Raw genomic sequence first — 21,799 nt, 5'->3', positions numbered from 1 at the left:
AGAATGTTTAGCGGTTTAACAGGAAAACGGCGGCAAGTGTCGAATAAAATAAGAGTTATAGAGAAAATAGGGCGTGGCGTATAATCAAGGAGGAAAACATGATTCAATTAACCAATGTTTCCAAGATTTATTCGAATGGTGCCAGAGCCCTTGTCGATGTCAATCTGAAAATTGGCAAAGGGAACTTTGTTTTTCTGGTGGGGCCCAGTGGGGCCGGTAAATCTACGTTGATTAAGTTATTGTATCGAGAGGAAATACCTACCCGCGGACAAGTCCAAATTAACAGTAGAAACCTTGTGAGAATGAAAGAGCGGGAAGTGCCATATTTAAGGCGCAGCATTGGAGTAATCTTCCAAGACTTTAAGCTGTTACCGAACAAAACGGTGTTTGAAAACGTTGCTTTTGCTCTTGAGGTCATTGGAGTTCCTAAACGTGAGGTAAGAAGTCGTACTCTGGCAACGATAGATCTTGTTGGTCTCAAGGCAAAAGAAAAAGCCTATCCCCATGAACTATCCGGGGGTGAACAACAGCGAGTTTGTGTAGCCAGGGCGATTATTAATAATCCGGCTTTACTGGTCGCTGATGAACCCACCGGCAATCTGGATCCGGATACTGCCTGGGACATCATGGATTTGTTGTATGAAATCAACAAACGAGGTACGACTGTTGTTATGGCTACTCACGCCAGAGCTATTGTTAACAAAATGCAAAAGCGTGTTATTGCCATAGAAAATGGCAGAGTTGCTCGCGACGAGGAACAGGGGGGATACGGCTACGATGTTTAATTCCTCGGGCTATATTTTTCGCGAGACATTTAACTCCATGAGGCGAAATCCCTGGCTTAGTCTTGCGTCTGTTATAACTGTCATGGTTTCGTTGGTAATTTTGGGCTACTCGATTTTTTTCTTAGCTAACACCGCTAATATGGCAAAATCTTTTGAATCCGAGTTGGAAATTGGTGCATTTGTACAAATGAGCTATACGCCTGAAGAGGTTCAAGACTTGAAAAACCAGATTGAACAAATGCCTGGAGTAGAGTCAGTGTCCTTGGTAACAAAGGAACAAGCCCTTGAGGACTTTGGAAAAACTATCGGAGGAACTCAAAGCAGCATTGTTGCTGATGTAGGAGGAACTAATCCTTTTCCGGATAAGTTAACGGTCAAGGTAACGGATCCTCAGAACGTTAAAACTCTGGCTCAGTCGCTGGAAACTAACCCGGGGCTGTACAAAGTCCGCTATGGACAGGAATTTGTAGATCAACTGCTCAAGTTCACCCAGTGGCTGAGGTGGATTGGTTTTGGTGTAGTTGCTGCCTTTGGAGTTGCAGCAGTTGTACTGATTTCTATTAATGTTAAAATTAATGTTTTTTCCCGGCGAAGAGAAATCCAGATTATGAAATTAGTTGGTGCAAGCAATGGTTTTATACGTTGGCCTTTTCTGATTGAAGGGTTAGCCCTAGGCTTGGTTGGAGGAACATTGGCCGCTGTCATTGTTGGAGTTGGCTACAATTGGATTACCGTGTATGTCCAATCAACCTTAACTTTTTTGCCGGTAGTGCAAAACCAAGTCCTTTTTCGTCAAGTAACCCTAGGATTATTACTGGCAGGGATGGCCATGGGTGCTATAGGAAGTGTATTTTCTTTACAGAAGTTTCTGCGTGCTTAAGAAGAGAGTCGTGTTTGTATTTAAGCCCCCACTATTATGTGGGGGCGGGTTTTTAATGACTTTTTGATCAACAGATTGATGTTGGCACTAGCCTTACTAGTAAACTTAAGGACGGAGGGGTCGTTTGTTCAGGAAGAAAGTTATTCCAGTTGTCATAGTAAGCCTTCTTTTGCTTGGGACGGCGGCATTGCCTTCAATGGCTGATCAACTGGGGGATAGTATTCAGCAACAGAATGATATTGAAAAACAGAAAGATCAGGCTCAGGGTCAACTAAACAAGATTACTTATACAACAGATAATATAAAAGCTCAATTGAATCAATTACAAGCTGAGATTGATACAGCTCAGCAGGCCCTCAATCAGAAGAAGATTGCTTTTGCCCAAGCCCAAAACCAAGTCTCCTTAGCACAAGAGCAACTAGATCAAAAGCAGAAGGAGCTTGACGAGCGGAGAGTGGCCCTGGGTAAACGGGCGCGAGGAATATATGAGAGCGGTCAGATTAGCCAATTGGAACTTCTTTTTCAGTCTTCGAATCTTAGTGATTTTATTACTCGCATGGAATATTTTTCAAGACTAGTGGACAATGATCGACAGCTACTTGCAGATATTGAATCCCAGAAAGCACAAATTGCCCAAAAAAAGAATGAATTACAGGCCAAAAGAGATCAAGCTGCTGATCTTGAAGCACAGGCAGCTTCGGTAAGCGCTGATCTTGAGGGGAAAAAGTCAAAACAACGCAATGCCTTAGATGAGAGCCTAAAAGCGCAACAGGCTGTTTTTGATGAGCTGGAGCGACTGGAATCTGAGTCCAAATCTCTCTCGGAGAAGATACGAAAATTACAAGCTGCCCAGTCCGGAAAAGGAACAGGCAACTTAAATGGGACAATTTCAAGCTGGCCGGTACCGGGATATTATGAAATTAGCAGCCCCTATGGCTGGAGGATTCATCCCATTACCAAAAAACGTAGCTTACATACGGGAACAGATATTGTTGCCCCCACCGGGACAAAGATTAATGCGGTAGGTGCTGGGGTAGTCATTATGGCTGGTTGGAATACGGCCTATGGAAATATGACGATTATTGACCATGGAAGTGGAATATCTACTCTCTATGGACATCAGTCACGAATAGATGTAAGGGAGGGCCAATCTGTTGAGGCCAATGAAGCAATTGGCGCGGTGGGCTCAACTGGATGGAGCACAGGAGCACATTTGCATTTTGAAGTTAGGGTAGGCGGAAACACCACAGACCCTTTACAGTATTTCCCTAATTAAAGAGATAAGCAGTATTTCTAGTGAGGGATAAGCATATAATAGAGCAAGTCTTAGAAACTTGGTGTGCCTTTCCAAAGAGAGTGGATGCCAAGTTGAACTTATGTGCGAGGACCAGCGCCTAAGGACTAGTGCAAGAGAGGGAAGGAGTTTAGTGGATTGCAAGAATGGAACATGAAACGAATAGCCAAACATGTAGGAATCGTCTTCCTGATTTTCTCTGTATTAGTGACCACTTTGGTAAGTGGTGTAGTAATTACTAACGTCAATAATGTTGGGCGGCTAGTACATGTTGTGCAGCTTATTCGCAAGGATTACTTAGAAAATGTAACGACAGATCAGCTTGTGGAAGGTGCAACAAAAGGTATCGTAGAAATCTTAGGAGATCCATATTCGACGTACATGAATGCCCAGGAGAACCAAGAATTGTTTCAAATGCTTGAAGGAAAGTTTGGGGGGATAGGAATTGTCCTAAGCCTTAAAGATCCTAAAAAGCTGGTAGTCCTGCGTCCGATCAAAAATTCACCGGCCAGCAGGGCAGGGATTCAATCGGGGGATGTTGTCAGTAAGATAGACGATGCCGATACTGCAGGGATGGAACAAGATAAAGCTGTTGGGCTAATGAGGGGAGAGCCTGGCACAAAGGTAGAATTAGCTTTATACAGGGAGAGTACCAATAAGACCTTCACTGTGAGCTTAACCAGGGAAAACATAACCGTTCCAACCGTTGACGGTCTAGCATTGCCGGGAAATCCGGATATTGCTTATGTCAGTATAACTCAGTTCGGTTCGGATACAGGGAAAGAACTGAAAGAAACTTTCGATACTATGGACATTAAAAAATTTAAAGGTCTTATTTTAGATATGAGATATAACCATGGTGGGGAGCTTAATGCTGCTGTACAAGTTGCCAGTTACTTCATCCCCGAAGGGCCGGTTGTGTACATTGTTGATAAGCAAGGGAATGTCGATACAAAGATGTCTACAGGAACCTATCTGGGAATACCTATGGTGGTACTTGTTAATGAAGAGAGTGCCTCCGCTTCTGAGATTGTTGCAGGTGCCATTAAAGATAAAGGCACGGCAACTTTAGTAGGGGTGAAAACCTTTGGCAAAGGGATTGTTCAAACAATCTTCCCCCTAGACGGAGGAACCAGTGTTAAATTGACAACTGCCAAATACTTAACTCCTAATAAGCTGGACATTCATAAAAAGGGGATTGACCCAGATATAGTAGTTGAGCTAGGCAAGGGAGAACAAGCTACTATTACCCCCCAAGACAAAAATTTTGATTCTCAACTACGCAAAGCTCTACTGACCTTACAAGAAAAAATAAAATAAATTTATCTACCCTTTAAGGCACGCTCTATTAAATGGAGCGTGCCTTAAAATTATACTTAATTCGAACCAAGAATATCGAATATCGAACCACGTTTTTGTGGCCTTCCTAACTTTAATTGCATAGACTACGCTGACCGAAAAAAACGACGGGGGTAACAAGCATGAGAAATAAGACTGGGGTGCGACATTACTTTGCCGAAGGACTGACCACCAGAGGGTACATATCCTTATTACCAAACATGATGCCGACTTGGAAACGTGCTTATGTCCTTTTAGGCGGTCCTGGAACCGGTAAATCGACAATCATTAAGGTGATTGGCCTGGAACTATTGGATCGGGGATATGACATTGATTTTCTGCGGTCAGTGCGAGATCCGGATTCGATGGCAGGTTTCGTTATTCCTCAGATAGGATTAGCAATGATCGATGCTATGGAGGTTTCGCCCCTGCGTTGGCAGGCCCCCGGTGTAGTTGAGAAGTTTACAGACTTTACTAAGTTTTGTGATGAAGAGAAGTTGGAAAAACAGCGTTCTTCAATTATTGAGCTCGAAAAGCAGCTTCAAGGGCTGCAAATGTCCCTGGAAGACGAGTTAGCTTCGGAACTTGGGTCATTGATAGAAGCCCGGGCCACAAAGAAACCTATAGAAAAAGAGAATATCTCTTGGATCTTGAGGAACTCCGCTCAGCTCAAGGTAAAAAAAGAGCATACGGGTCCTTGGCCACTAGCTGAAAATGCTCTGAAACTGCTTCAGAAAAGCGTCATTAACCCATTCTTTCTTCATGGCCTGACTGCAGATGGTTGGTTGAATCTAGCTCCTCATTTCCTAACGGATTTTGATCAGATCCGCTTAGAGGGGGATGAGACTCTTGACGCCTTAGATTGGGTACTACGAGAGGCTCAGCAATTGGGGCAACTAATCGAAATTGTCTTGCACCCTCTCAACCCGGATGAAGTGATTGGAATTGCTTTTCCGGAGAGGCATTTGGCAATCTGGCAAGGAAATCCGGAAAATCTGCAAGACCAGGGATTAGAACGACCTTTGAGTAAAACTCTAAAAGAGACCTTAGCGTCATGGCAGACGTACAGGTCTCAGCTTAAGAGTATATATATGGATGCTGTTGATTTTGATCAAGTTGATAGATTTCGTGAAACGGTGCTAAATCAGATTTTAATTGATTTACATGTCAAAGGCTGATTAGAATTAGTTAGATTAGCTAAATAGAGTAGGATCGACCAGGAATTCTCCCATGTCTGCCATTAGTCTTTCGAGATCAGACTCTGTAAGAGAAATTTTATCCAGGGCAACCTGATGAATTGGATTTAACAAACTGTCTACACCGCCACCGATGCCCAGTAAGTTGGCAAGACCATTAGCAACATGAATAACACAGGCGAGCTCGGGATAACTGGGGGTATTTTCTGGTGTATGGTGATAGGATATGGCAGAAACCAAATCTTCGGGTAAAAACCAAGTCCTAGCCAAAAAGCCGCCAACTGTGGCGTGGTTATACCCTATTACTTTCTCTTCAAGTTCAAAATAGGATAGTTTGGCTTCTTTTACCTTCTCGACAAGAAAAGGCCCAACTTCCTGAACATAAATGGAGATAACTAATTTCCCAATATCATGAAGCAAGCCTGCAGTAAAAGCAACATCCCCAAAAGGGAATTTCCGATATTGGCATAATCGCTTAGCAGTCATAGCAGTAAGCATCGAATGCTTCCAAAGCCCCTCTTGTTCAATCTCATACCCTACTAGGTTGTCTTTTAATAAAGGGGCGACGGCAGAGGCCATCGCTAACCCTTGGGTTACCTGAAAACCAAGCATGACAATTGCTTCCTGAAGAGAAGAAATTCGTCTGGCGTACCCATAGTAGGCAGAGTTTGCTTGTCGTAAAATACCCGCTGTGAGGGAAGGATCCTTACCAATAACCGTTTCTAGCTCTTTGACAGTGGTACCTGGATTCTTAGTTAGTGCAATGACACGCAGAGCAGAGGTGGGTAAGGGAGGAAGAGCTTGTACGCGTTTTAGAACATGTTCCAATTTAATTGTCAAACAGAAGCCCTCCTTTATTAAAGAAATAGTATAAAGGGAATTTTTCTCTGGGATTATTTATATAGACAAGGGGAAACTAATTTAAAGAATTGCTTAAGAACCCCGAAAGGAGTGTATCAAATGTCCAAGAGATTGCGATTCTTAATTATCTTAATTCCTCTTTGTCTTAGTTTAACCATAACTGGTTGTAGTCTACAAGATCTTTTAGGAAAAAATAAAAATAAAACTTCTTCAAAAGCCACAGAGAACAAAACAATAATTGCAGTTTCGTTAAATGAGAATGATCCTAACAAGCTGCTAATTACTAAAGGCATCGACGATTTAGCTAAGAAAGAAGATGTTACAGTAAAGTATATAAAGAGTGGATCAGAAGCAGAATCCGCTCTAGAAGATGCTAAAATTCTAATCTATCAAGGTGGAGATGAAAGCACACTACAAAAGTCTCAAGCCCAGGAAATTCCTATCTTAGCCTTAACTCAGCTCCCATCAGGTGTAAAACCGGAAGGAATAATCATCCCGGATCAGGAAAAAGTTGGCGAGTTAATGGGTCAGACATTGGTAGGTAAAGTCACAGAGGGACAAGTTGTTATACTCCAAGGGGATCCTAATGAAAGTGGCTCTCAAGAACTGTTATCGGGAAATAAAGCTATTCTAAGTAAGTATCCAAAGATTTCCCTACATACCATTTCAAGTCCAAAAGGATCAGAATCGGTAGCAAGGACAAGCTTGGTAGATTTTTTACAGAAGAATCCCGACAATGTGCTAGCAATATTAGCGCATAATGAAAGCTTGGCTGCTCAGGCAAGCGAGGTACTCAAACAAAATCAATTGGATAAAAAAATCAGCTTAATCGGTGGACAAGCTAATGTTCCATCACTAGATAGAATGGCTAAAGGTTCTCAAACAGGAGATGTTGACACTTCTCCCTATTTGCAGGGGGCTAATGCTTATCAATGGGCGCAAAAGATAATCAATAAAGAACCCTTGGAAATTGAAGATTCCCTTACCAGTGAGCAAGGTGAAATACCGGCAAAAATTGTTGCAGTAAAAGCAGTAACCCCGGCAAATCTGGCAGTTATTCAGAAAAGTTATACTAAGACACTGCAGAGTGCTGAACAAGAGCAAAAGAAAAAAGACGAGTCATCTAAGCAAGAGTCTAAAGAAAAGGAAGGTGAAGAAAAGAAAGGTCAAGAAGCTAAAGGTCAAGAGCAAGCGGATGCCAAAAAAGAAAATGGGCAATCCGGAGATAAGCAGAATGCGGTTCCTCCGGGAGTAGATAAAGTCACCGAACGCGTAAAAACCGAAACAACAAGAGATTATCTTGATGCCAATGGAAAAGTCATGGGTACAGAAAAAACTGTCAATGAACAAACTAAGACAGTCCCACCAGAAATGTTAAAGCAACAGGCAGAACAGGCAAAAGGAGATTCAAAAGGTCAAGAAGAGGAAGGGAAGGATAAGAAAGAAGAAAAGAAATAAGTGAATTATTAGAGGACAGGTGTTATGGAATAATGATGCACCTGTCCTCAGTTTTATATTAATAAAATTTAAGTGAAATGAACCATTAAATGGAGAATGTGGGCAAGATATACTTGGCGTATCTATTTGAATAAGCGCAAGGGGAGATGTAAAATAAACTTAGTAGTAAAAGAAGTAAGATAGAGTTCATCTGAAAGGAAGAGCGGAGCGTGGAATTTCAAATACATGCCCCCTATAAACCTGGCGGGGATCAGCCCCAAGCGATTGAAGAACTGGCAAAGGGCTTAAAGGCAGGCCTGAGCCACCAGACGTTATTGGGAGTTACGGGATCAGGCAAGACTTACACAATGGCCAATATTATTACTAAGGTACAAAGGCCGACCTTAATTTTAGCTCATAACAAAACCTTAGCAGCTCAACTCTATAGTGAGTTCAAGGAGTATTTTCCTGAGAATGCAGTAGAGTACTTTGTGAGTTATTATGACTATTACCAACCGGAGGCTTATGTACCTTCGAGTGACACTTTTATTGAGAAAGATGCTTCCATTAATGAAGAGATTGAAAAACTTCGTCACTCAGCAACTGCAGCTCTGCTTGAGCGTAGGGATGTAATTGTGGTCGCCAGTGTTTCCTGCATCTATGGTTTAGGTTCTCCTGAGGATTACCGTGATTTGGTGCTTTCCCTGCGCCAGGGACAAGTTGTCGACCGTAATGAGATTCTACGCAAGTTAATAGCTATTCAGTATGACCGTAATGATATAGCCTTTACACGAGGAACCTTTCGAGTACGGGGAGATATCGTTGAGATTTATCCTGCTTCATCCAGTGAGAAAGTGCTCCGCGTGGATATGTTTGGTGATGAAATCGAGCACATTTACGAGATTAATATGCTTACTGGGGAGATTTTAGGTGAAAGGTATCATGTTTCAATTTTCCCAAACTCACACTATGTAACCGCGCAAGATAAGGTGATGCTGGCGGCGGAGAATATTGAGATAGAGCTGGAAGAACGGCTGAAGAGCTTAAATTCCGAAAACAAGCTCCTGGAAGCACAGCGTCTGGAACAAAGAACTCGCTATGATCTGGAAATGCTAAGGGAGATGGGCTTTTGTAACGGCATAGAAAATTACTCTCGTCACTTAACCTTTCGTGAAGCCGGAGAGACTCCTTATACCTTACTTGATTATTTCCCGGATGATTTTGTATTATTTGTCGATGAGTCCCATGTATCCCTTCCTCAGGTAAGGGGAATGTATGAAGGAGACCGATCCCGTAAGACAACACTGGTAGATTACGGTTTTCGTTTACCATCCGCACTGGATAACAGACCTTTAACCTTCAAGGAATTTGAGCGAAGAATCCACCAAAGTATTTATGTCAGTGCCACACCTGGACCCTATGAATTAGCACATTGTCCGACTGTCGTAGAGCAGATCATTCGGCCTACAGGGTTATTAGATCCGGAAGTGATTGTTCGTCCGACTAAAGGGCAGATTGATGACTTGCTGGGGGAAATCCGGAGGCGGATTGCCAAAGATGAACGAGTCCTGGTAACAACCCTAACCAAAAAAATGGCCGAGGATCTCACAGATTACTTTATAAACTTAGAAATTAAGGTAAAGTATCTTCATTCAGATATTAAGACCCTTGAACGTGTGGAAATTCTCCGAGAACTTCGCTTAGGCGAGATCGATGTCGTTGTGGGAATTAACCTATTGCGAGAGGGGTTAGATTTACCGGAAGTTTCTCTCGTGGCAATTCTCGATGCCGATAAAGAAGGTTTCTTAAGATCGGATCGTTCTCTTATTCAGACCATAGGTCGGGCAGCTCGAAATTCAGAAGGCAAAGTTATCATGTATGGCGACAAAATTACACATTCTATGCAGAATGCTCTCGATGAGACGAATCGACGTCGGGCTATCCAAATGGCTTGGAACGAAAAAAGGGGAATTGCTCCCCAAACTATTCGTAAGGCCATTCATAATGTCCCCGAGGCAACAAAGGTCGCTGAAATGAAACAAACTTATGGGAAAAAGCTGCCTCCTGAAGAACTTGCCCAGCTCCTTAACAGTCTTGAAGCAGAAATGAGGCTTGCTGCTAGAGATTTGGATTTTGAGAGAGCGGCTGAAATCAGAGATGCTATGATAGAACTAAAGGGAGAAGAGAATAACTATAAAATGACCAGTCAACAAGGGGGAAGCAAAAGAAATACTCGCTACGACCAAAAAGCTCAGAGGAAGGGATCTTCCCAAAAGCGCAAGAAATAGGAATTGGAATGGTTGTATATTAATATCGAATACTTTATAATTAGTTCGTATATGTTCGGTTAATACCGAAAATTTGTTTGGTCATTAGGAGGAAAACCATGACCCATGACTATTTACGCGTGCGTGGTGCACGGGCTCATAATTTGAAAAACATTGATATCGATATTCCTCGCAATAAACTGGTGGTTATCACCGGATTGTCAGGTTCGGGAAAATCTTCTCTAGCCTTTGATACGATTTATGCTGAGGGGCAGAGGAGATATGTAGAATCTCTCTCTGCGTATGCCCGTCAGTTCCTGGGTCAAATGGACAAGCCGGATGTGGATTCTATCGAGGGACTCTCTCCGGCAATTTCCATTGATCAGAAGACGACAAACCGCAACCCACGCTCGACAGTAGGAACTGCAACCGAAGTCTCTGATTACTTGCGCTTACTTTATGCTCGCATTGGGCATCCCCATTGTCCCAAATGTGGTCGAGTTATTTCTCAGCAGACAATTCAGCAAATGGTTGATCAATTGATCAGTTTTCCAGAACAAACTAAGTTACAGATTCTAGCCCCGCTGATCAAAGGGAAAAAAGGGGAACATCAAAAGGTCTTGGAAGATATTCGGAAGGCCGGCTATGTTCGGGTGCGAGTGGATGGAGAGGCTAGAGACCTCAGTGAAGAAATAACTTTGGCAAAAAATAAAAAGCACTCTATTGAAGTTGTGGTCGATCGAATATCTTTAAAACCGGAAAGTGCAGAACGTTTGGCCGATTCCTTGGAAACCGCCCTTAAATTGGGAGAGGGTAACGTCATTGCAGACATTATCGATGGTGAAGAGCTGCGCTTTAGCGAGAACTTTGCTTGCCCGGATTGCGGAATTGCCCTTGACGAGATCTCGCCCCGGCTTTTTTCATTCAACAGTCCTTACGGAGCATGCCCGGCGTGCACGGGCTTAGGGGCTAATCTGGTGGTCGATATTGATCTGCTTATTCCGGATCGATCTTTGTCACTTGCTGCGGGGGCAATAGCACCTTGGGCTAAGTCAACATCCACCTACTACCCTAAAATGATGGAGGCCGTTGCTCAAAACCTGAAATTTGAAATGGATACCCCTTTACAAGATTTAAATGAAGTTCAATGGAAGGGGCTTCTTTATGGAACAGATACCCCAATCACCTTTCAGTATCAAAATATTTTTGATCAATTAAAAACCTATAGTACCAACTTTGAGGGGCTGGTTCCTTTATTTGAGCGTCGTTATCGTGAATCCACCTCGGATATGGTGCGAGCTGAAATTGAAGGATATATGAGTGAGCACCCTTGTCCGGAATGCCTTGGGAAGCGGCTGAAACCTGAAGCTCTGGCTGTAAAGGTGGGCGGGATCTCCATTGATGATTTGTCCCGCCTCTCCATCACTGAAGCGATTAACTTTGTGAACACCCTCGTGCTCACTCCTAAGGAAGAGACGATTGCTCACCAAATTCTCAAAGAAATTAAAGAACGGCTTGGATTCTTAATGAATGTAGGGTTAGATTACCTGACCATGGCCCGTTCAGCCGGTTCTCTCTCAGGTGGAGAAGCTCAGCGCATTCGTTTGGCGACACAAATTGGCTCAAGCTTAATGGGTGTTCTCTATGTCTTAGATGAACCTAGCATTGGCCTTCACCAAAGGGACAATGCCCGCCTGCTGACAACCCTTAAGCGACTGCGTGACCTGGGAAATACCTTAATTGTTGTCGAGCATGATGAAGATACGATGGTTGCTGCAGATCATATCATTGATATTGGCCCTGGGGCAGGGGCCCATGGCGGACGAGTAGTAGCTGAAGGGACTATAGAGGAAATTAAGGCCAATAGGGATTCTATGACCGGACTGTACTTGAGCGGGGTCAAGAAGATCTCTATACCTCAAGAGCGGCGTCAACCTAACGGTAAGTGGCTGGAGGTTGTGGGGGCTCGAGAAAATAACTTGAAGAATGTCCATGCACGCATCCCTTTGGGTTTATTGACCTGTGTGACCGGGGTCTCGGGATCGGGCAAAAGTACCTTAGTCAATGAGATAATTTTTAAGGGATTGGCCGCTAAATTTGGGCGAGCCAGGGTTCGTCCAGGTGCCCATGACCAGCTACAAGGCTTGGAATATTTGGACAAAGTAATTGATATTGACCAATCTCCCATAGGGAGAACACCCCGATCAAACCCTGCCACCTATACAGGAGTCTTTGACTTTATTCGCGAACTCTTTTCTGTAACTCCTGAAGCCAAGATGCGTGGTTACAAACAAGGAAGGTTTAGCTTTAATGTTAAGGGAGGACGGTGTGAGGCTTGCCGGGGAGATGGGATAATTAAGATTGAAATGCATTTCCTGCCGGATGTCTATGTCCCTTGTGAAGTATGTGAAGGAAAACGTTATAATCGAGAGACCTTAGAAGTACGATATAAAGGTAAGAACATTTCCCAAGTCCTTGATATGACCGTTGATGAAGCGGTGGACTTTTTTCAAGTTGTTCCCAAAATCGCCCGAAAACTACAGACTCTTCAGGATGTAGGACTCGGTTATATTCGTTTGGGGCAGCCTGCAACAACTCTTTCCGGCGGAGAGGCCCAGCGTATTAAGCTGGCTACTGAACTAAGCCGACGCAGCACGGGAAAAACAATTTATATCCTGGATGAACCGACAACAGGTTTACACACAGCAGATATCGATAAACTTCTTCATGTACTTCACCGTTTAGTTGACGGGGGGGACACAGTGCTTGTCATCGAACACAATCTTGATGTTATCAAAACAGCAGACTGGCTAATTGACCTGGGCCCTGAGGGTGGAAATCGAGGCGGAGAAGTGCTGATTGCCGGCACACCGGAAGAGGTTGCAGCTCTGCCGGAATCCCATACTGGGCAGTATTTAAAACGTTATCTAAGCTAAAGATCAAAGGTCTATGGTGTAAATAAAAGTCTATTAGTACTAACATTTAGTTTGGAGCGGGCTAGAAGCGAGATTATACAGATATCGAGCCTCGAACTTCGCTCATGGCGAAAGGGTGAAGGGGTTGGCGATTCGTTTAGTAGCTATGGATCTTGATGACACATTGCTTAGAGAAGATTGGACGATTTCTCCGCGAGTGGTAAAGACGATTCAAAAAGCTCAGGCACAGGGAGTAAAAGTGACAATAGCAACAGGACGGATGCCCATCTCCGCACGTCCCTATGCAGAGCAACTCGAATTAGATGTACCGATAATTACCTACCATGGGGCGATGATCCAGCAGGTAATAAGTGGGGAAATCTTATTTAGACGTGTAATTCCCAGTCCTTTAGCCTCTAAGATAATCCAAGATCTTTATAAGAGGGGATTTTATGCTCAAATTTATCTGAAGAATCGTGTCATTGCTCAAACTCTTAATGAATGGTCCCAAGAGTACGCTAGGATTGCCAGTGTTCATATTGAGGAAACAGATTTGTCAAATCTACTTAATCAGGAACCCGAGGGAGTAGAAAAAATACTTGTTATTGCTGAAGAAACCGCTTTAGGAAATTTAGCTCCCCTTTTACTAGAAAGCTATGGGGAAAGGGTCCATATTACGAAATCCAAGCCTCATTTCATGGAGATTACCGAGGGTACTGTAAACAAAGGGGTAGCTCTAGATGCCTTGGCAAAACGATATGGGATTGCTCAGCAAGAAGTCATGGCTATAGGGGATAGCTTTAACGATTTAGAAATGATTCTGTATGCAGGCCTGGGGGTTGCCATGGGAAATGCCCGCTCTGAGATCAAAGAAAAAGCAGATTTTGTCACTTTTACCAATGAGGAAGACGGAGTCGCGGAAGCTATTGAACGGTTTGTACTAAATGTCAGGTAATTAAGCAGAAGGTTTGAGGAGGATTACTTATGAACATTAAATCAGTTCGCGAAACCGCAAGGGAAAAGCTAAAGGGATTTTGTCGAGTTTGTCCCCAATGTAATGGTAAGGCCTGTGCAGGAGAGGTTCCCGGTATGGGGGGAATGGGCACGGGGATGTCCTTTAAAAGTAATGTTGAAGCACTAGCTGGCTACCGAATCAATTTAAGGACACTTCATGGTGTCAAAAAACCCAATACCCAGCTAAAGCTTTTTGGTCAGGAATTAAAAACTCCAATCCTTGGGGCTCCAATAACAGGTAATAATTTCAACATGGGTGGAGCTTTAAATGAAGAGGAATGGGCGGAAGCCATGATTCAAGGCTGTCTTAGTTCCGGAACCCTGGGATCCACCGGCGACGCACCTGACCCAGCCATGTATAAGGCTGGAATTGGTGTTGTCGCCAAGGCTCAAGGCTTAGGCATTCCCTTTATGAAACCCAGAGAAGTAGAAGAAGTGTTTAGCTATTTGCGTCTTGCGGAAGAGGCCGGAGTTCTTGCAGTTGGTATGGACGTAGATGCGGCAGGATTAGTTACCATCCCGGTGAGCCCAAAGACTAAAGAAGAGATGAAGACAATTATTGCTAACACCTCCCTGCCCTTTGTTCTTAAAGGGATTATGACTGTGGATGAAGCTGAAATAGCTATTGAAGTCGGTGCTGCCGCTATTGTTGTCTCAAATCATGGCGGAAGAGTTCTTGACTATACTCCCGGAACCGCAGAAGTATTACCCGAAATTGCGGCGGCGGTAGCAGGAAGAATTCCGGTGATCGTTGATGGAGGGGTGAGAACGGGGGTAGATGTTCTGAAGATGTTGGCTTTAGGAGCCGATGCGGTTATGATTGGAAGACCTCTAATTATTGCTGGTTACGGCGGAGGGGCCGAGGGAGTAGCCTTGGTGTTAAGGAGAATGACTAACGAATTAAAACAGGCAATGGTACTGACAGGCTGTCAAACCCTTGACGATATTGGAATGGATGTGTTTTTTTAGAAGAAAAAGGAACGCAGGAAAATGGAAAATATGGTTTCTAATTAGAGGTTGGAGAATACTATTTATTAGAGAATGATTGATATTGGTGGAGATAAAACTCCACCTGAGTTTTGTCAAAATGACAAATCAGATAAGTCTCCCCTTTAGAAAGAAAGTTTTTTGGGTTTTACTGCAGTGCTAATGACTCTTTCTTCGCCTCAAGGGTACCGTTACAAAGTAGAAGTAGATGGTGTTTGAATCAGTCTGCTTATACCCTATGAAAGTGAGAAATAAGGATGATAATAAAACATTGGCGAATTTGGAGAGTGCCTTTAATTGCTTTAATGATCCTAACAAGTATATTCCTGAGCGGATGCCAATCCGAAAAATTGCTCAAAGAAAATGTTTCTTTATCAGAAACGCCTGAAGTCCCTCCCAATACCGACATAACAAATAAGCAAGAAGAAATATCCACACCGAAACCCCCACAAGCAGAGGAAAATCCTAAAACAGAACCCAGCTCTGATTCTAAAGTCTCAACTGTACCTGATAAAAAAAGTGATGAGAAGCCTAATCTTCCACCCCCTGAAAAATCCCCTCCTAATACTCCAATTCATCCTTTTTATGGCTTGGACGGAACTCCGCCGAGTGCTCCGGGGCTAGCAATGCGCATGAGGGATTTTAATGCTGAACCGGAGAAGATTGTTTATCTCACCTTTGATGATGGCCCTTATCCGGAAACTACCCCTCGTATTCTTAAAATCCTTCAAGAGGAAGAGATTAAAGCCACGTTTTTTGTTTTAGGGCGGCAAGTTGAACGCTATCCGGAGCTTTTAAAGGACGAATATACACAAGGGCAAGGTATTGGAAATCACAGTTATTCTCATGATTACAGCCTGGTTTATCAAAGTCCGGATGCTTTTTTGGCAGAGATTAAACAATCAGAAGAAACTATCTTCAAAACAATTGGAGTTCGCCCTCAAATTATCCGTGCACCTGGCGGAACCCAAGGGCATTTTAGTGTTAATTATTATAATTTGATAGATTCTGAGGATTACCTAGTCTACGATTGGAATGTGAGCAGTGGGGACGCTGCTGCACCAACTGTGCCGGCGGACCAACTTGTAAATAATATTAAGGCCCAAGTCCCCGGGAAATCACGAGCTATTATCTTGATGCATGATTCGAAAAGCAAAACCACAACGATTGATGCACTGCCGAGAATTGTTCATTACCTGAAAGAACAAGGGTATTCCTTCGGAGTGATTACGCCACAGGTTGCCCCCATACTTTTTCCCGGTGGATTTAACCATTAAATTGATTCAGACTTTATATAGTAATAAAAGGTTACAGGAAGAAAGGTGCTTAAATTTGAAGCATCTTTCTTTTGAATTTACTATTAGTAAATCTTATAAAGAAGGGCTAAAACTTGTTTAGTTTAGCTAGTTCGAATAAGTACAAAAGAAGATCAATCTGGCATAACAATTGCATTGGCGGGCTTAAACCGCTATACTAAAGGCGAAGGGGGTTCCGAATTTTGCGTATTCTTTTAGTTGCCCTCAATGCTAAATACATCCATACGAATTTGGCTCTACGCTACTTACGAGAAGATATTTGTACAGAGTATCCCAATGTTTTAATTAAAGAATATAGCATTAATGATAATCTTGATCGTATCGCGGGAGAAATATTTGAAGCTAAGGCTGATGTTGTCGGTTTTTCATGCTATATATGGAATCTCAATGAGACCATGGCTGTGATTAGAAGGCTTCATCCGATTTGTCCAAATGTGCGGTTTGTACTGGGTGGCCCGGAGGTATCCTTCGAGGCAGAAGAGTTTCTGACGGAGCATTCGGAGGTGGATGCTCTGGTTATTGGCGAAGGGGAAAGAATATTTTTAGAGCTGCTTAAGGCATGGCAAAAAAACATAGATCCCTCCAACGTTCCAGGTATTGCTTGGAGAAGGGGAGAGGGAATTATGCTTAATTCTTCGCAAGTTAAACCCTTAAGCTTAAATGACTTACCTTTTCCCTATGCCAAGGATGAAGACTTTACGGGACGACTGGTCTATGTAGAGACGACAAGGGGATGCCCCTTTAATTGTCAATATTGCCTATCCTCGACATTCCAAGGAGTTCGATTTTTAGAACCCGAAAACTTTCGCAGGATGTTTCGTCAACTCTTAAAAAATGGTGCTCGAACCGTAAAGTTTGTTGACCGAACCTTTAATGCTAACAAGCGACATGCTCTAAAGATTTTAGACATTGTGCGTGAGGAAAGTGCGTTTTTCGCTGATTCTGAGGAGATTCGTGTACACTGCGAAATGGCAGGAGATCTATTTGATGCCGAATGGATGGATTATTTCAGGAATTATCCCCAGGGATTAGTTCAATTAGAAATCGGAGTACAATCAACCCACGAGCCAACTCTTAAGATAGTTTCACGTCCTCAAGCCTTTGAGGACTGGAAAAAATATATTATTGAAATGAAGTCTATAGGAATACCTCTCCACCTGGATCTTATCGCAGGGCTTCCCGCCGAAAACTGGATAGACTTTCGGACATCCTTTAATGATGTCTATAAGGTAGAACCGGATATGCTCCAATTAGGCTTTCTCAAAGTTCTTAAAGGATCAGGCCTCCGACGGCAAAGCGGTGGTTATGGGCTCTTGTTTATGCCTGATCCTCCTTATACAATTTTGGAGACAGCTGTCTTATCCCACAATGAACTACTCCAATTACATCGCTTGGAAAGTATTCTGGACAAATATTATAATTCAGGAAAGTTCAGATATACTTTACGAGAGGTTCTCAAACTTTTTCCTACCCCCTTTGACTTTTATCATGAGTTTGCGGAATTTTGGCATAAGCAGGAGTGGTTTGGTCGTCAGTGGCAAGGCAAGGCACTTTTTGAAAAAATTTGGGAATTTATTCGCTGCCAACTAGAGATTGGAGTTAACGAGAGGATAGATTTTATCTCCTGGCCTAAAATTCGTGATTCACTGAAGTTCGATTTTTACCTGTGGGAACGCCCGAGTGTCATTCCGGACTATTTGCAGGATGAAGATACCTTAGAGATGGAAAAAACAGATCAATGGAAAAGAATCCAAGAAACTATCCGCAAGGATGCCTGTTGGGAGCCGATAATTCCTGAGGTTAAGAAGATGGACCGTCGGCAGTGGAATCGCAATACTGCAGTTGTACATTTTATGTCGGATTTACAGCGTGATGATGAGGCCGCCGCTGAGTCTTGCTGGTATCTTTTTTATTATCAACATGGCAAAGCCACAGCCTGCCGATATGAAGGATCGTGAATGGGGTGCTATTATGACTTCTCGAAGGTTTTTACTCATAGTAATTGTAAGCATAATACTTGTAACCGGTTGTTCTTCAGCCCCTCAGACTGGACAACCCGGAGGTCCGGCCCCTGTGGTTGTGGATGTTTGGCATTCTTTGCAAGGGGCTGAGGCAGAGGCATTAAAAGGGCAGGTTCAAGCCGTTGAACAGACAAATCCCGAGGTTATCGTTAAACTAAACTATGTTTCTGCGGCAAACTTTGCAGCTTTCTCCTACCAAGCGGAAGCAGGAGGGGAAGGGCCAGAGATATTCATTGCTTCAAGGGAGATTATTCATGAGCTCTATAGTAAAGGGGCTTTAGCAACCGTTGCTCACACTGATTCAGAGGCCTATCCGGCAACTCTGGCTGCTTTTAGGTTTGGAGGGGTGGAGTATGCTCTTCCCTGGCTGACAGATATCCCTTTGCTTTATTTTAGAACAGATCTTACTGAAGCCCCGGCTGCTCTCACAGACATATTCGCTGCTAAGGGGGTTTCAATGGTCTCTCCGGATACTGCTACCCTAGCTGTTTGGTGGAATGGGCAGGGAGGGCGATTGCTTAACTCGGAAAATATCAGCCTAAACGATCCGAATAACTTGCTGTTTATTCAACAACTCTTAGCATGGAAAAATGCCAAGCTTTTACGTATTGACCCGACGGCACCTGCGGCATTTGCTAATGGACAGACGCCTTATTTAATAGCAGGTGCAAGTTTGGCCAAGTATTTTACTCAGTTAAATGTACCATGGGGAAGTATTCCTCTATCCGATTTGACGGGGGGACAGGGGCAAGGTCTGATTGGGGCAACACTGGGGATTGCTAATTCAGCCATTAAATCCACCCCGGCAATGATCCCTGCGATTCAAACCGTTGAAAAGGCATTGCTCACCCCAGAAGCTGAAGAAGCAATGCTGAATGCGGTCAGTCTTCTTCCCGCTAACATGAGCTTTTACGGACGTCCAGAAGCTCAGAAAGGTGTCTTTCCTCAGGCAAGTAAAGCATTAGCTAAGGCCTGGTCTTTGGAGGGAAACAGTCAGGAATGGAAGCTGATTCCTTTGCAAAATGAGGCGTGGAATAATGTTTTGACAGGTAATATCACTCCTGAGGATGCCTTAAATATTGCTCAAGAGCAAGCTGGAAAAGTTTTATCGGTAAAGGAGCAGCCATAATATAATAAGAGGAGGTGAAATGAATGAATAAACAAGGACTTGAACTAATTGTTATTACTGGTTTATCAGGAGCAGGTCGAACTCAAGCGATGCAAAGTCTTGAAGACCAAGGATTTTTCTGTGTGGATAATTTACCCCCTACCTTTCTGGTTAAGTTTGCAGAGCTTTGTGCTCAGTCTAGGGGAAAGGTCTCTAAAGCAGCAATCGTCTGTGATTTGCGCGGCGGAGAGTTTTTTTCCTCTCTTAGTGAAGCATTAAATAATTTAGAAAAGGAAGGCTTTCGGCTGGAAGTACTCTTCCTGGATGCCTCAGATGAAACTTTAATTCGTCGTTATAAGGAATCAAGGCGCAGGCATCCCCTTTCTCCTCAGGGACGAGTATTAGATGGGATTCAGGCAGAACGTCAGCAATTGGAAGAATTAAGAATTCGAGCAGATAACATTATCGATACAACGAACTTAAGTGCCCAACAACTTCGCAGTCAGGTTGCAGAGCTATTCTGCAAAACCCAGGGTTTGGGACAGATGGCTGTTTCAGTTATATCTTTTGGCTTTAAATATGGAATACCAATGGATGCAGATCTAGTCATGGATGTGCGGTTTCTGCCAAACCCATTTTACGTAGAAGCATTACGCCCTTTTACAGGAGAACATGAATCCGTTCGAGAGTATGTCTTTGGCAATCAAATGGCCAGAGAATTTATGGAAAAATACTTGGATTTATTAGAATACATTCTGCCTAATTATATTAAAGAAGGAAAGACCCACTTGGTTATTGGGATTGGTTGTACAGGTGGACAACATCGCTCCGTTGCTATTGCGGAAAGAGTAGGGAGTTTTTTAATAGAACGTGATTATTCGATTAGGGTAACTCATCGGGACGCCACAAAGAACCAAAAGCGTGGAAAAACGCGATGAACTCCAAAAAATACGATCAAATATATCGTTACTTAAAATGGCTCTACCCTGATTTGAAGGTAAAAAGGTGGTTCATTCTCGCAGTGTTGGGAATCTTCCTTTTTGCAACAGGCTTTTCCGTCATGAACGACGGAGTGGCTATCGGCTATGCCGAGCTGCAATTTCGAGAAGTTATTTATCGTTTGACGGGCAGTACCAAGCATGCTACCGTGCCAACAGGGGCAATTATCAGCACTTTAGGGATTATTTGTATCATAGTTGGTTTTAAACGAATGCTTTATTCGATAATCTCTACGGTAATCCCTGAGAACGAAGTTAGAATTGTAGATAGGATCTATTCAAGACATCATTTACGCAGAGGACCTAGAATTGTAGTGGTTGGTGGCGGAACGGGGCTTTCGGCTCTCTTGCGTGGACTAAAGAAATACACTTGCAATCTCACCGCAATTGTTACGGTATCTGATGATGGAGGAAGTTCGGGAAAGCTGCGTGACGAATTAGGAATCCAGCCGCCGGGGGATGTGCGCAATTGCATGGTGGCCTTGGCAGAGACAGAGGATACTATGAATACGCTCTTTTCCTATCGTTTTGAAAGTGGAGCTCTAAAGGGGCATAGTTTAGGGAATTTGCTTTTAGCAGGGTTAACGGATACTTTTGGGGATTTTCAAAAAGGAATTGAACAAGTCAGCAAAGTCTTTGCTATTCGTGGAAAGGTTTTTCCTACCACCCTGGAACAAGTTGTTTTGACCGCTGATTTGGAAGACGGAACTCGTGTTGTTGGGGAAACTACGATCCGAACTACTGAAGGGAAAATTAAGAGAGTTTACCTGGAACCTAGCAATTGTGCTCCTTTGCCTGATGCTTTAAAGGCAATTGATGAAGCAGATCTGATAGTTTTAGGGCCGGGAAGTCTCTATACCAGTGTTTTGCCTAACCTATTAGTCTTAGGGCTTAGAGAGAGAATTAGGGAAGCCAGCGCCCCTTGTGTTTATGTATGTAATGTTATGACAGAAAAAGGGGAAACAGATGGTTACAAGGTTTCGGATCATCTTCAAGCAATAATTGACCACTGTGGTTCAGGCTTCGTCGATGCAGTCCTTGCTTCACGTGGCGAAATAACCGCCCCACTTTTAAAGCGCTATAGTCAGGAAGAAGCTGCTCCGGTTATGGCTGACCCCAAAATGGTTCACCATTTAGGAGCCAAATATTTCGAAGCGAATTTAGTGCAAGAGAGAAATGTGGTGCGTCACGATTCAGATCGGTTGGCAAGGGAGCTTATCAGGCTGCTTTTTCGCTTAAAACCAATGGGAGAGCGTATTGCTCTGATCGATTCATATTTGCTCACCCGAAAGCTCCGAAAAGAGTTATAGAAGATATAAGATTTTTAGGAATTTGTTGAACTGCTAGGATTAACCCTAGTGTGAAATCGATCTTGAATTCGT

General features: G+C 43.3%; 16 protein-coding genes. 15 read left to right on the top strand and 1 reads right to left on the bottom strand.

Going from position 1 to position 21,799, the window contains the following annotated elements; genetic code table 11:
- Positions 1–98 precede the first annotated feature (98 nt).
- The 5 genes from ftsE (at position 99) to DESMER_RS21790 (ending at position 5,475) form a co-directional block, all read left to right on the top strand.
- On the top strand, positions 99–785 hold the full coding sequence (ftsE, locus tag DESMER_RS21810) for a cell division ATP-binding protein FtsE (RefSeq protein WP_014905239.1): 687 nt from the start codon (positions 99–101) through the stop codon (positions 783–785).
- Positions 778–1,665, top strand: coding sequence for a permease-like cell division protein FtsX (ftsX, locus tag DESMER_RS21805; protein WP_014905238.1), 888 nt, complete (start codon positions 778–780; stop codon positions 1,663–1,665). Before ftsE ends, ftsX begins: the two co-directional genes overlap by 8 nt.
- A 124-nt stretch (positions 1,666–1,789) precedes the next feature.
- Positions 1,790–2,941: a murein hydrolase activator EnvC family protein gene (locus DESMER_RS21800; protein WP_014905237.1), complete on the top strand. Its 1,152-nt coding sequence runs from the start codon at positions 1,790–1,792 to the stop codon at positions 2,939–2,941.
- A gap of 156 nt (positions 2,942–3,097) precedes the next feature.
- A complete protein-coding gene (locus tag DESMER_RS21795; RefSeq protein ID WP_014905236.1) occupies positions 3,098–4,279 on the top strand; it encodes a S41 family peptidase in 1,182 nt (393 codons plus the stop codon).
- A gap of 161 nt (positions 4,280–4,440) precedes the next feature.
- Positions 4,441–5,475, top strand: a complete 1,035-nt coding sequence (locus DESMER_RS21790; RefSeq protein WP_014905235.1) for a hypothetical protein — start codon at positions 4,441–4,443, stop codon at positions 5,473–5,475.
- A 15-nt stretch (positions 5,476–5,490) separates the two neighbouring features.
- Here DESMER_RS21790 and DESMER_RS21785 read toward each other — a convergent pair whose 3' ends face one another.
- Complete coding sequence (locus DESMER_RS21785) at positions 5,491–6,333, bottom strand: HDOD domain-containing protein (protein ID WP_014905234.1); 843 nt, start codon at positions 6,331–6,333, stop codon at positions 5,491–5,493.
- Positions 6,334–6,453: 120 nt separating this feature from the next.
- Here DESMER_RS21785 and DESMER_RS21780 point away from each other — a divergent pair, with 120 nt between their 5' ends.
- The 10 genes from DESMER_RS21780 to DESMER_RS21735 all read left to right on the top strand — a co-directional run bounded on the left by DESMER_RS21780 (position 6,454) and on the right by DESMER_RS21735 (position 21,727).
- A complete protein-coding gene (locus DESMER_RS21780) occupies positions 6,454–7,812 on the top strand; it encodes a sugar ABC transporter substrate-binding protein (RefSeq protein WP_014905233.1) in 1,359 nt (452 codons plus the stop codon).
- A 209-nt stretch (positions 7,813–8,021) separates the two neighbouring features.
- Positions 8,022–10,079 (top strand): excinuclease ABC subunit UvrB, encoded by a 2,058-nt coding sequence (uvrB, locus tag DESMER_RS21775; RefSeq protein ID WP_014905232.1) that lies wholly within the window; start codon positions 8,022–8,024, stop codon positions 10,077–10,079.
- Between the two features lie 98 nt (positions 10,080–10,177).
- On the top strand, positions 10,178–12,994 hold the full coding sequence (gene uvrA, locus DESMER_RS21770) for an excinuclease ABC subunit UvrA (protein WP_014905231.1): 2,817 nt from the start codon (positions 10,178–10,180) through the stop codon (positions 12,992–12,994).
- A gap of 124 nt (positions 12,995–13,118) precedes the next feature.
- Complete coding sequence (locus tag DESMER_RS21765; RefSeq protein WP_014905230.1) at positions 13,119–13,928, top strand: Cof-type HAD-IIB family hydrolase; 810 nt, start codon at positions 13,119–13,121, stop codon at positions 13,926–13,928.
- Positions 13,929–13,957: 29 nt separating this feature from the next.
- Positions 13,958–14,956 (top strand): alpha-hydroxy-acid oxidizing protein, encoded by a 999-nt coding sequence (locus DESMER_RS21760; RefSeq protein ID WP_014905229.1) that lies wholly within the window; start codon positions 13,958–13,960, stop codon positions 14,954–14,956.
- A gap of 275 nt (positions 14,957–15,231) precedes the next feature.
- The gene (locus DESMER_RS21755; RefSeq protein ID WP_014905228.1) at positions 15,232–16,251 is read left to right on the top strand and encodes a polysaccharide deacetylase family protein; all 1,020 of its coding nucleotides are present in this window, start codon (positions 15,232–15,234) and stop codon (positions 16,249–16,251) included.
- A 221-nt stretch (positions 16,252–16,472) separates the two neighbouring features.
- Positions 16,473–18,248, top strand: coding sequence for a B12-binding domain-containing radical SAM protein (locus DESMER_RS21750; RefSeq protein ID WP_014905227.1), 1,776 nt, complete (start codon positions 16,473–16,475; stop codon positions 18,246–18,248).
- A 13-nt stretch (positions 18,249–18,261) separates the two neighbouring features.
- The gene (locus tag DESMER_RS21745; protein ID WP_042334113.1) at positions 18,262–19,440 is read left to right on the top strand and encodes a type 2 periplasmic-binding domain-containing protein; all 1,179 of its coding nucleotides are present in this window, start codon (positions 18,262–18,264) and stop codon (positions 19,438–19,440) included.
- Between the two features lie 23 nt (positions 19,441–19,463).
- Positions 19,464–20,357, top strand: a complete 894-nt coding sequence (gene rapZ / locus DESMER_RS21740) for an RNase adapter RapZ (RefSeq protein ID WP_014905225.1) — start codon at positions 19,464–19,466, stop codon at positions 20,355–20,357.
- Positions 20,354–21,727, top strand: coding sequence for a gluconeogenesis factor YvcK family protein (locus DESMER_RS21735; RefSeq protein WP_014905224.1), 1,374 nt, complete (start codon positions 20,354–20,356; stop codon positions 21,725–21,727). The genes rapZ and DESMER_RS21735 overlap by 4 nt, the downstream gene beginning before the upstream one ends.
- Positions 21,728–21,799: the final 72 nt, after the last annotated feature.

Origin of the sequence: Desulfosporosinus meridiei DSM 13257, from assembly GCF_000231385.2 — a bacterium.
GTDB classification, from domain to species: domain Bacteria; phylum Bacillota; class Desulfitobacteriia; order Desulfitobacteriales; family Desulfitobacteriaceae; genus Desulfosporosinus; species Desulfosporosinus meridiei.
The sequence above is the reverse complement of the archived record's forward strand: the minus strand, read 5'-3'. Positions and strand labels throughout refer to the sequence as shown.